Origin of the sequence: Sorangium sp. So ce385 (genome assembly GCF_051474135.1) — a bacterium.
Lineage (GTDB): Bacteria > Myxococcota_A > Polyangia > Polyangiales > Polyangiaceae > Sorangium > Sorangium cellulosum_D.
The window spans coordinates 5,370,959-5,382,426 of sequence record NZ_CP150337.1; the positions used below are offsets into that span (position 1 = coordinate 5,370,959).

Genomic DNA, 11,468 nt, shown 5'->3' on the forward strand with positions numbered 1-11,468 from the left:
AGGCCGAGGCGGAAAGACGCATCGCGCAGCCAGGACCTTGCTTCACATTGCTTTACACATCGAGCGCAGCCGGCGCGCGGCGCGCGGCGCGATCAGCCGCCGACCTCGGCCACGAACCGGCTCACGTCGTCGCTGTCGCCCACGAGCAGCAGCGTGTCGCCGTCGCGGATCACGTAGTCCGGTGTGGGTGCCTCGAGCCGCGGCTTGTCGCCGGGCAGCTTGTTCGTGTGCGGCCGCACACCGAGCACGTTGATCCGGTAGCGCTGGCGGATCTTCGAGCCGGCGAGCGTCTGTCCGACGAGCGGCCCGTGGGCGTTCCAGGGCACGACGCGGTAATGGCTCGCAAGGTCGAGGAGGTCCTGCGCGAGCGGCATGGTGATGTCGGCGCCGACGCGGCGGCCCATCTCGGTCTCGAGCTGGATGACGCGGGTCGCGCCGACCGCGCGCAGGATGTCGGCCTGGCGATCGGTGGCGGCGCGCGCGATGATCTCGCGCACGCCCATCCGGACGAGGGAGGCCACGCAGAGCACCGACGGCTCGAAGTGCTCGCCGAAGGTCACGATCGCGGTCTCCACGTACTGCGCGCCGATCCCCTCGAGCACCTTGTGGACGGTGGCGTCGCCGACGAACGCGGCCGAGGTCTTGTCCTTCACGGCGTCGACGGCCTCCGGGTTGTTGTCGACCGCGATCACCTCGGCCCGGTTCTTCCAGAGGGTCTCGACGACCGACGTGCCGAACCGGCCGAGCCCGATGACGAGGACGCTCTTCGATTTCATGGTCTCCGGTCGCGCGCCGCCCCCTCGGGGCGCGGCGCCGCGACGTTCTCACGGATGCGTCGGGAGCGCCACGGGTCGGCGCTGCCGCCTCCGCGCCGTCGCGGCCCGCGCGGGCCCGCGCCGTCGCGGCCCGCGCGGCCCGCGCGGACCGCGCCGCGCGTCGCCCGCCGCGCGGCGCTCAGTAGAGCTCGTCCTGGTGCTGCCACCGCTCCGAGATCCACGCCTTCAGGTACGCGATCTCCTCCTCGTACGTCGTGAAGTCGTCGCGCCCGCTCCAGCCCTCGTAGCTCCGGTACGCCTCGCCCCACCGCGCCTCGTCCCGGCGCGCGCTCGCGTCGATGCGCTCCACGTAGCCGTCCACGATCGCGTGGATCTCGGCCTCGGCGAAGGCGCCGCGCAGGACCTGCCCGTAGCGGGCGCGCAGCGGGTCGCCGATCGAGGGCTCCTCGAGGAGGCGCTTGAAGAGGAGGTTCGCGTCGTCGTACTCGACGCGATCCGAGGCGGGCTCGCGCTCGGTCTCCCACGACTGGCCGAAGCTCGCGTTGAAATCCCACGGCGCGTAGCGGAAGACGCCGTCCGAGGCCGGATCGCGGTAGTGGTAGCTGTTCTTTCCGGCCGAGTCGTTGGCCATGATGAACGTGACGAAGATCCACCAGTCCTCGTAGTCGCGCAGATCGATCCGCGACCCGATCTCGGCGGCGAACGTGGCCTCGTCGGACTCGGCCACGAAGCTCACGAGATCTTCCAGGTCCGAGAACGCCTCCGGCTCGCCCTCGGCCGGCGTCCCTTCTTTCTTCTCGAAGCCGTCGTGCAGCGTCTCCTTCGGCTCGTCGTCGTGTCCGATCAGCGCGAAGTTCGCGTCGTGGCTGACCGCCTTGTAGAGGTTGCCGTCCTGCGGGTAGCCGTGGTCCTCCATCAGGTAGCCGTCGACGTGATCCGCGACGGTGTAGAGCCCCGCGTATTCCCCGTCGAGGTACAGGACGGCGCTGTAGGTCTTGACCTGGATGTGCTCGGGATCGAGGCGGTTCCAGAGGTCGTAGGCGAGGCGCTGCCGGACATAGGAGTTGTCGTCGAACGTGGTGACGAGCACGACCTTGCGGCGATCGGTGAAGCCGCCCGCCTCGTCGGGCTCGTTGAACTTGTCGTCCTTGGGGAACTTGAGGGTGTAGCTCCGCTTCGGGTACGAGAGCGAGCTCTCGCCGCGGAGCTCCGCCTCCGCGGCGTACGTGTGGCCGCGGTAGATCACCGTGGCCGGGGCGTACTCCTTGTCCTCGGGGACCGGCGAGAGGAAGAGCACCGGCAGGCCGTACTCCTCGGGGTAGCGGGTCGGATCGACGACGGGCACGTTCGACGGATCGGCGAAGGCGTCGGCGACGCCGACCTTGACGCGCCCGACCTCGGACGTCTGCGCGACGCGGATCTCGATGTCGTAGACGGCGGCCTGGTCGAGCCCGGGCGAGAACGTCACCTCGCGCGCGACCGGGTCGTAGGCGGCGCCCTCGGGGAGCGGGCCGACCTCGAACGCGTCGCCGGCGAGCGCGAGGCCGCTCGCGCACGCCACGGGGAACGTCACGGTCTCGCCCTCGAGGAGCCAGTGCGGCCCGCCGCCCGACGGCTCGCAGCGCGAGCCGTCGCCGCTGGAGCCGGACGGCCCATCCGCCGCGGCGGACGAGTCGTCGGAGCAGCCGGCGGCGTGCAGCGATCCGAGGAGCAGGGCCGCCGTCAGCGGCAGGAAAGGGTGAAAAGTTCGCATGGCAGCAATCTTACGCGACCGCGCGCCAGCGTGGGGGCGCGCGCGGGATGGATGAGATGATGATGGCTGCCGACGGATGAGCAGACACAGCCGATCCGCCCATGCACCGCCCGCCCTCACGCCGGTGGCGGGAGGGCGGAAAATATGCAATCTCGGCCGTTCATGCTTCCACCGAGATCGCGGAAGACGGGTCGATCCAGGGCCGGCCGGGCGCCTGGGGAGAGGGCGCCCGCGTGCCGCCGCTCCTGATCCTCACCTACGTGGGGTTCGTGAGCCTGGGCCTGCCCGACGCGGTGCTCGGCGTCGCGTGGCCCTCGCTGCGCGCGTCGTTCGGGCTCCCGCAGAGCGCGCTCGGCGCGCTCCTGGTCGGGACGGGCGTGGGGTATTTCTCGTCCAGCGTCGCGGCGGGGAAGCTCGTGGATCGGCTCGGCGTGGGCAAGCTGCTCGCGCTGAGCAGCGGGCTCATCACGGTCGCCTTGCTCGGTTACGCGGCGACGCCGGTCTGGCCGCTGCTGATTGTTTGCGGGCTGATCACCGGGCTCGGCTCGGGCGCGATCGACGCAGGGCTCAACGCCTACGCGGCGAGCAACTTCTCCGCGCGCCACGTGAACTGGCTGCACGCGTGCTACTGCGCCGGCGCGGCGCTGGGGCCGCTCATCGCGACGGCGGCGCTCACGACCACCGGCTCATGGCGCTCGGGCTACGCGATCATCGGCGCGATCATGTTGCTCCTGACCACGGCGTTCGCCGTGGTGAAGGGGTCGTTCCGCGCGCGCGCCGCGGCCGGCGACGCCCCGCAGGAGGCGCCGGGGCCGGGCGTCCCGCTCGCCGCGGCGCTGCGGCAGGGGCGCGTGTGGCTACAGATCGCGGTGTTCTTCCTCTACACGGGCCTCGAGGTGATGCTCGGGCAGTGGAGCTTCACGCTCAACACCGAGGCGCGCGGCGTCGCGGCGGAGACGGCCGGGGTGTGGGCGGGCGCCTACTGGGGCAGCATCGGCGTCGGGCGCGTCGTGCTCGGCGTCCTCGTCGATCGGGTGGGCGCCGACCGGCTCCTTCGCATGGCCACGGTGGTGGCGCTGCTCGGAACCGCGCTGTTCGCCGTCGGCCCGGCCTGGCCAGGGGCCGCGGGGCTCATGCTGGCGGGGCTCGGCCTCGCGCCGATCTACCCGACGCTGATGTCGCGCACCCCGGCTCGGCTCGGCCCCTCCACCGCGCACGCGATCGGGTTCCAGGCGAGCGCGGCCATGGTGGGCGGCGCGGTCCTGCCGAGCCTCGGCGGCGTGCTCGCCGCGCGCGTGGGGCTCCCGTCGATCGGCACGCTCGCGGTGGTCACGGCCGCGGGCCTGTGGCTGCTCCACGAGATGCTCGTCCGGTCGACGTCCCCTCGGGGCACGAGCGGCGGCGCGTAGGCCTACCGACCGGCCTCGACCTCAAGGCTCCGGCCGCTTCGGGGTGATGCGCACGCGGATCGTCGCCGGCGGCGATGCGCCGGCGATGGACAGCGTCACGTACTGCCCATCGGGGAGTGACCACGACGCTCTGCCGGTCACCCGTCCATCGACCACACAGCCGAGGAACGCCTCCTCGGCCTTGCACTCGTCCGGGATCACGAAGCTGCGATGGCCCGGCTTGCCGAAGAGCCGGACCAACGCGACCTCGGTCTCGCGCAGCGCGCCGGCGAGGCCCGCGTCCTCGGCCGGGTCGATGACGAGCTCGACCGCCGAGAGGCGGCCGTCCGTGAACTCGAGCTGCGCCGACGCGCCCGGGAGCTCCCCGGACGGCTTGCCGCTGCAACGGGCACCGCCCGCGGCCTCGCTCCACTGGAGCCCGGCCCCCAAGCACGTCGCGGCGGCCTCATCCATCAGCTCGCCAAAGACGAAGCCGGCAGCGCCCGGCGGCGGGGCCGGGGGGCGAGCGTCGCGGCGGGGCTCCTCACGAACCAAAGGCGCGCTCCCCATGCCCTCGCGCCGCTCCCTCTTTCGATGATGCGCCCTCGCGCACTGGCCAAGGACGTCGAAGCCATGGACCGCCGAGATCCCGGAGACCACGATCCCGGCGCCGCCGACGAGGATGCCCGCCTCGGGGCTGATGGCGTACGGCTTATATTCCCTGGCCCAAGCCCCGGTCTCGCTCGCGGCCGGAATGATGAGCGCCAAAACCATGCTGGACGCGATGGAGATATCCAGGAGGGCCCACCATGGGTGATCCGTGCAGTCCAGCTCCGCCTCGGGACCCGTCTCCTCGGGGGCGATCTCGGGTCCGCGGCTGAAGACGAAGGAGCAGCCCGCGCACGAAAGCCCGAGCCCGCCCGCGACCAGCACCGCCAGCATCCGCGTCTTCGTGCACCCGTTCATGATCGCATCCTCCCACCATCGCCCGACGCAGGCCGTTCACGCCCTGAAGTGCGCCTCCGCGCCGCGACAAGGAGCCCGAGCAGGGCGGCCAGCCAGGCGCCGTGCGCGCGCGGCTCGCCGCCGGTCTGCTCGCAGGCGCACCCGCGCGCGCCCTTCGCGACCTTGCCCGCCTCCGGCGAGCGCACCTGGGTTTCCATCCGCCGCCAATCGCCCGAGACGATGAAGCTCGCCCACAGGTTCGGGTGCGCCGTCGCCGGATTGGCCCGCATCGCGAGCTGCACGTCGCGCATCGCCTGGCTCCGGCCGGCGCCGCCCGCGAGCCGCTGGTAATAGGCCTGCATCAGCTCGCGGGTCCGCCCCGAGTCGACCTGCCAAAGGCTCATCACCTGGGTCTCGGAGCCGGCCATCGTCAGCGCGCGCCGCAGCCCGTACACCCCCTCGCCCGAGGTCGCCTCGCCCAGCCCCGATTCGCAGGTCGACAGCACCACCAGACGCGTGCCGTGGAGATCGAGCCCGGCGGTCTCCAGCGCCGTCAGCACGCCGTCGTCGGAGCCGCTCCGGCGTCGATTGAAGCCGGCGAGCGCGATTCCGGACCGGAGCAGCGGGTTCTCGCGCTGGCGGAGGGCGGCGAGCTCGGCCAGGGTGGCCTCGTGCCCGGAGGTCTTCAGCAGCGCCGCGGGCACGGGCTGCGCGGGCAGGAAGAAGCCGTGCGTGGCCAGGTGCAAAAGCAGCGGACCCTGGGCCGTCTTGACGGCCTCCTCCGTGGCATGCGCGCCCAGGAGCACGCGGCTCTCGGGGAAGAACTCGGCGATGGTGCGGGCCTCTGCCGTGGTGCCCTGGAGCGGCAGGAGCCGCTGGGTGACCATATCGATGGAGCGGACGCCGCGGTGTGCCGCGTCGGGCGCGGGTGGGGCGCTGCTCTCGTCGAAGGCCGGGTTTGCCAGGATCAGCGGCGGCTCGCGCGAGGCGGCGTTCCGGTCCTCGACGCGCAGCAGGTCGCGCCCGGTGGTGAGGTAGGAAAAGAGGTAGCGCTCGACGAGGTAATGGCCCTCTTCGCCGACGAGCGCGCCGAAGGGGACGAGGTGCAAGGGGCCATCCAGGCTGAGGAAGACCCAGCGGGTGTCGCCGAGGAGCTTTCGGATGGGCTCCATCAGGAGACGGTCGAGGTCACGGGCGGCCGGCCTGGGGTCGTGCGTGAGATCGTGGTCGGCGAGGGCGCGGCGGAGCGCGTCGACGGCAGCCTCGAGGGGGGCGGCCTCGCCGAGATCCGTGAAGGTGGGGTCGCCGCCCCGCCCGAGGACGTACGCGACGTAGCGGGGGGCACCCCAGTGACCCGACTGCGCGTCGGGGCGGAGATGGTAAGGACGATATTGCGCGATCTCGACCAGCGCGGCGCCCTCGGGGATCGCCTTCTGCACGTCGGACAGGAGCACGGGCTTCCGCTCGGCGCGGAACGCGGCGCTCCGCTTTCCGATATCCGCTTCCAGCGCTTCCCGCTCCCGCTCGAGCGCGGCGAGCCTCTCGCGATATTGCGCCGGTGGATCGTTCTGCGGTCCGCGGGAGACCTCGGCGGCGAGCTGGCTGTAGACCGACGTGAGCCGCGCGAGGAGGGACCGGTCGCCGGGATCGCGCGAGAGGCGCAGCGAAGCGAAGTTGCCGGTCATGGCGTCGAGCACGCGGCCCTTGCGCCGGAACAGGACCGTGAGCGCGAGGCGCGCGGCGTCCGACGTCGCCGGTGCGTGCTGGATGTGCAGCGCGATGGCCAGATGCGTCTGGTCGACCAGCGTGCTCATGTAGGAGCGCTTCTGCTCTTCGGAGCCGGTCGCGAGGACGGCGGCCGCATTGCGATCCTGAATGTCCGTCGCCAGCCCGGCTGTCTTCACCGCCTCGTCGATGCGCGATTGCGCGATGTGCAGCGCTGCCAGGTTGCTGAGCGATTGGGCGACGTCGGGGTGGGACGGCCCCAGCGCCTTTTCCCGGATGGCCAGGGCACGCTCGGAGAGCGCCTCGGCGCGCGCGTACTCCCCCTTGTCCAGGTACAGCGACGCGAGGAAGTGGAAGGTCCGAGCGATGTCGGGATGATCAGGGTCGAGCGCCTTTCTCTGGATGGCCAGAGCGCGCTGGTGCATCGGCTCGGCGCGCGCGTAGTCCCCCCGCTTCCCGTACAGCACTGCCACGTTGTTGAACGCGAGGGCGATGGCGGGGTGGTCAGGCGGTAAGGCCTTCTCCTGGATGGCCAGGGCGCGCTCGGAGACGAGCTCGGCCTGCACGTAATCTCCCGTTGCGCGGTACAGCGCCGCCAGATCGTTGAGGGACAGAGCGACGTCGGGGTGACCTTCCCCGAGCGCCTCCTCCCGGATGGCCAGCGCGCGCTCGTGCAGCGACTCGGACCGGGCGTAATCCCCCTTGTCCCCGCACAGCACGGCCAGCGTGGCGAGCGACTGGGCGACGTCGGGGTGGTCGGGCCCCAGGGCCTTCTCCCGGAAGGCCAGCGCGCGCTCGGCGAGCGACTCGGCCTGCGCGTAGTCTCCCTTGGTGCGGTAGAGCACCGAGAGGTCGTTGAGCGACGAGGCGACGACCGGGTGGTCGGGCCCGAGCGCGTTCTCCCGCATGGCCAGGGCACGTCGGTGCAGCTGCTCCGCCTGCGCGTAGTCTCCCCGTTCACGGTACAGCACGCCCAGGTCGCTGAGGGCCTTCGCGACCGTGGGGTGGTCGGTTCCGAGCACGTTCTCGTAGAGGGCCAGGGCGCGCTTCAGGAGGGGGATGGCGCCCTCGTACCTGCCCTGCGCCTTCCGCTTCTCGGCCTCGACGGTCAACTGGTTGGCTTCCTCTACCTCCGAAGCTCTCCATGTCGCGTCTTGTAGATCCGATGTTACAGAGTTCATGTAGACTTTCGTGGCGGCCTCACAGGCTGGCGCCGCCCCGATCACGCCGATCACCGCCGCCCACGTCCACCACCGCCGTCCGGGCATCGCCCCATCCTCGCTGCGGCCCGTAGCCATCGCAAGCACCCGATTCCCTCGCTTGGCACAGCCCGTGCCAGAGGTGCTCCCTGGCGACCCCGCGACCCCTCGCCGGGCGCCGCAGAGACACGGCGCCAGAGAGCGCCCTCGGCGCTTTCGACCCGCCGGGCGGGCGACCCTCCAGCCCTGGGAGCGGCGCGGTGAGGCAGCGTGGGCTTGAGAAGAGAGGCAACGGCATGAAAGCGATGACGTGGATGGCGGTGGCGCTGGCGCTCCATGGACTGGGGTGCGTCGCGGCGCCGCGGAAGATGGACCCGACCCGACCGCTCGAGCTCCACACGGGGTTCTTCGAGGCGCGGTACACGCAGGATGGGGAGGCCGTCAGCGGCGTCCCGGAATGGCTCGCGAAGGAGCCCGAGGCGGCGCCCCACGCGAGCCGCGCGCAGACGCTGTCGCTCATCGCGGGGCTCGTCTCCGGGGCCGGAGGCATCCTGATCGGCACGCCCCTGGGGCAGGAGCTGGGGGGCGAGCGCGACCCGCTGTGGCCGCTCGCGGGCGCGGGCGCCGCGGCGATCGCCCTCAGCATCCCGCTCGCGATCTGGTCCGTCAGCAGCATGGACAGCGCGGCCGAAGCGCACAATCGCCTCATCGCCGGAGGCGGCTTGCAGAGCGCACCTCCGAAGCGCGCGGCCGCAAAAGCCGAGCGCGCCGAGCGGGTCGCGCCGCCCGCGCCCGTGGAGGCGTTCGGGTTCGCCTTCGGCGCCACGAGGCCGACCGCCCTCGCGGCCTGCCAGGCGGCAGGGCACACGTGGAGCGAGGAGGAAGACGGCGTCGCCCGCTGCAGCGGCACCCCGACCGAGAGCATCGCGGGCGCGTCGGCGGAGCTCACGTTCGAGGAAAACAGGCTCTCGGCGGTCGAGCTCGTCATCCGCCCGCCGGAGGACGCGCAGGGCTGGGCCACGTCGTTCCGCGCCACCGAGACCGCGCTGATCCGCCTCTTCGGCAAGTCGGCTCAGCGCAGCTTCGTGATCCCGGACGAGTGCAAGGCCGCGGAGCAGTTCCTCGGCTGCGTGGCCGACGGCAGGGTGACCGGCAGCGCGTCCTGGTCGCCCGACGACGGCCCTTCGGTGGTGCTGTCGATCATCGGCTCGCCCCCTCCGTCGACCCTCCGCGTGCGCCTCACCCCGGGGCTTCCGAAGATGTGAGCGCCGGCATCGGGCCGCCTGGCCTCGCAGGCGGCTCTCGTCCTCACGAGAGCTCCTCACGCGCGCCCAGCGTGAAGCTCGACCGTCAGATCTCTGGCCCCACCCCTGCGAACCCGAGCCGGTGCGACGTCTCCTCTGGCCACGATCGTGGTGAGCCTCGCAGGGTTCGTCTTCCAGATGCGGCGCGGTAGCGCTCTGGACGTCGCGCACATCGTGGGATGTGATCGTTCGATCAACGCGATCGATCCGTTTGATCATCCGCGCGTCGCCCGCGCTCCGGAGCCGGTGGAACGGGGCGTTTCACGGCCAACGCCGTACCGCCTCGGTGTTGGCCCGGGGGTTGCCAACCGTGGTGGTCGGCGACCGTTCCATGCACGAAGCGCTTCGCTCTTCCACACGCGAAGAGCTCCGCGCTTCGACGTGGCCGCGGCCGATGCGCCGACACCCCGACCCGAACCGCCGAGAGGGCTACCCATGCGTCGTCATTCGCTCGTCCGCTCCTTGGGTCTCTCCACCGTCGTGCTCTCCGCAGCGAGCTGCACGCCGCCGTCGCCCGCCGATACGCCGGTGGACGTGGCCGTCGAGGCCCGCGCGGCCGACGCGCCCGGGGAGGCGCCCGCGGGCTACGAGCCGGTTCCCCGGCCCGAAGGGATCTTGGCCACGGTGCGGATGGGCTCTCCGGCGGCGGACCTCGCCGCGCTGAGGGAGTACGTCACGCCCGACGACGACTTCGGGAAGATCATCCTGGCCGACCCGAGCAGGGTAATCGACGTCTTCCTCGGATCACTCGGCGCCCACGTCGACCTCTCCGCGCCGATCGATGCGGTCATCTTCGACGAAGAGCCGAACTCGGCATCCAACATCGTGATGTCGCTGACGCTGCAGGAGTTCCAGGATAGCTGGCAGAACGCCGGCTTCGATTTCGAGCCCGAGGCGGACGGCCGGCTCGCGGTGAGGCCGAAGCCGGGGGCCGGGCGGGAGGCGGGCGTCATCGCGAAGGCGGGGCTCTCGTGCGGCATTTTTCGAGGCGGCGCGCCGGTGAAGAGCCACCTCGTCTGCGCCGCCAGCCGAAGGAAGCTGGATCTCGCCGGGCCGTACCTCGCGCGCACCGTGACGCTCCAGCCGGTCCAGCCGGGGCTGTGCATGCAGTTTCCGGACACGAAGCTCCGCGAGGGGCTGGCCAAGTCAGAGCGGGAAAACGCGGCCGGCCGCGGGGGGACCCTCGCCGAGATGGAGGGGCGTCGCCTCGGGGAGCTGGTGATCTCGGAGTGGGCGGCGGACCTGCACGACATGGCCATGGATATCCAGCTCGGGCCCGCGGGGGTCACGGCGGGGTTCGAGCTGCGGTTTCGCTCTCTCCGGTCGCCCCTCTCGCTGGCGATGCTGGGGAGCGCTCAAAGCGACGTCGCGCCCGCGTTCTGGAGGGTGCCCCCGGACGCGGACCTCGCGTTCTACTTCCCCGGGGCTCGGCCGGAGACGATGCAGGCCATGGCCGCCCCGATGTGGGACCGCCTGGGCGCGCTCGAGCTGGAGGACGGGGCCATGCGCGAAGCGTGGCGAGAGGCGGTCGCGAAGCTGAGCAAGGCCGCGCTGACCGGAGGCCCCTTGATCGTCGCGCACGGTCCCACGCCGGACGGGGCGTCGACGTGGAGCAGCGCCCAGGATCCAGCCCAGCGATACCGTGGCGCCCGCGCTGCCGCAGGCGGATGGTTCCTGATCTCCTCGTTCGAGCCGCTCTCGACGTGGACGAGCAACGTGCGCGCATTGCTCACGGAGCCCACGATGCTGCCCACGAGGAACCCGGCGCTCGCCGCAGGCAGCGGGGCGGGCCGAAGGAGCAGCCCCAAGCGCGCAGGGGTGGATGTCCGGGAGGTCCCCGTCGTGCCCGCCGACGGTCTGCCCGCGGGCGCGCTTCATGTCGTGATCCGGGTCGTCCCGGATCCAGCGTACGCGCATCGGCCCTTGAGCCCGGCGCTCGAGGGCGCGTACCAACACCACGTCTTCATCGCCGGCACCGCGGAGAGCACGTGGTTTGCGGTCTCGGAGATCGAGGGGCTGGCGCGCGCCAAGCTGAAGGAGACGCTGAGCGGCAAATCCGGCGGCCTGTCGAGCCGGCCGGAGCTCTCCCGCCTGCGGTCGCTCCCCGCCGGCGGGATCGGCTTCGTGACGCTGAAAGGTGTCCTGGCCTTGCAGGCGGACAAGGAGACCACGGCCGACCTCAAGCTGCTCGACCGGTCGATCCAGGCGCTCGGGGCGCTGAGCTTCGACGGCAAGGTCCCGATCTTCCTCTCGATCGCGCCGAGCGGCCCCGGAGAAGACAGCGCGGCGACGCTGCGCGTCTCGGCCAACGCCCCGAAGGCCGGAGTGAAGGATCTCATCGAGTGGCTCCAGTGAGGCGGCGAGCGCAAGGCGCCCAG

The 11,468-nt window shown here is 71.7% G+C and carries 7 protein-coding genes; 3 read left to right on the top strand and 4 right to left on the bottom strand.

Features of this window, described 5'->3' with window-relative positions; translation table 11 throughout:
* Positions 1–92: 92 nt before the first annotated feature.
* Positions 93–776: a potassium channel family protein gene (locus tag WME83_RS19570; RefSeq protein ID WP_020735879.1), complete on the bottom strand. Its 684-nt coding sequence runs from the start codon at positions 774–776 to the stop codon at positions 93–95.
* A gap of 178 nt (positions 777–954) precedes the next feature.
* Positions 955–2,529: a CotH kinase family protein gene (locus WME83_RS19575; protein WP_437320800.1), complete on the bottom strand. Its 1,575-nt coding sequence runs from the start codon at positions 2,527–2,529 to the stop codon at positions 955–957.
* 101 nt (positions 2,530–2,630) lie between these two features.
* Between WME83_RS19575 and WME83_RS19580 the strand changes: the two genes are divergently transcribed.
* A complete protein-coding gene (locus WME83_RS19580) occupies positions 2,631–3,938 on the top strand; it encodes an MFS transporter (RefSeq protein ID WP_437320801.1) in 1,308 nt (435 codons plus the stop codon).
* Positions 3,939–3,959: 21 nt separating this feature from the next.
* Here WME83_RS19580 and WME83_RS19585 read toward each other — a convergent pair whose 3' ends face one another.
* Together WME83_RS19585 and WME83_RS19590 are read right to left on the bottom strand one after the other, a co-directional pair.
* Positions 3,960–4,883 carry a hypothetical protein gene (locus WME83_RS19585; protein ID WP_437320802.1) on the bottom strand — a complete coding sequence of 308 codons (924 nt, stop codon included), beginning with the start codon at positions 4,881–4,883 and terminating at the stop codon, positions 3,960–3,962.
* The gene (locus WME83_RS19590) at positions 4,880–7,822 is read right to left on the bottom strand and encodes a tetratricopeptide repeat protein (RefSeq protein ID WP_437320803.1); all 2,943 of its coding nucleotides are present in this window, start codon (positions 7,820–7,822) and stop codon (positions 4,880–4,882) included. Before WME83_RS19590 ends, WME83_RS19585 begins: the two co-directional genes overlap by 4 nt.
* Before the next feature lie 260 nt (positions 7,823–8,082).
* Between WME83_RS19590 and WME83_RS19595 the strand changes: the two genes are divergently transcribed.
* Together WME83_RS19595 and WME83_RS19600 are read left to right on the top strand one after the other, a co-directional pair.
* Complete coding sequence (locus WME83_RS19595; protein WP_437320804.1) at positions 8,083–9,051, top strand: hypothetical protein; 969 nt, start codon at positions 8,083–8,085, stop codon at positions 9,049–9,051.
* 474 nt (positions 9,052–9,525) lie between these two features.
* Positions 9,526–11,445 (top strand): hypothetical protein, encoded by a 1,920-nt coding sequence (locus tag WME83_RS19600; protein WP_437320805.1) that lies wholly within the window; start codon positions 9,526–9,528, stop codon positions 11,443–11,445.
* Positions 11,446–11,468 lie beyond the last annotated feature (23 nt).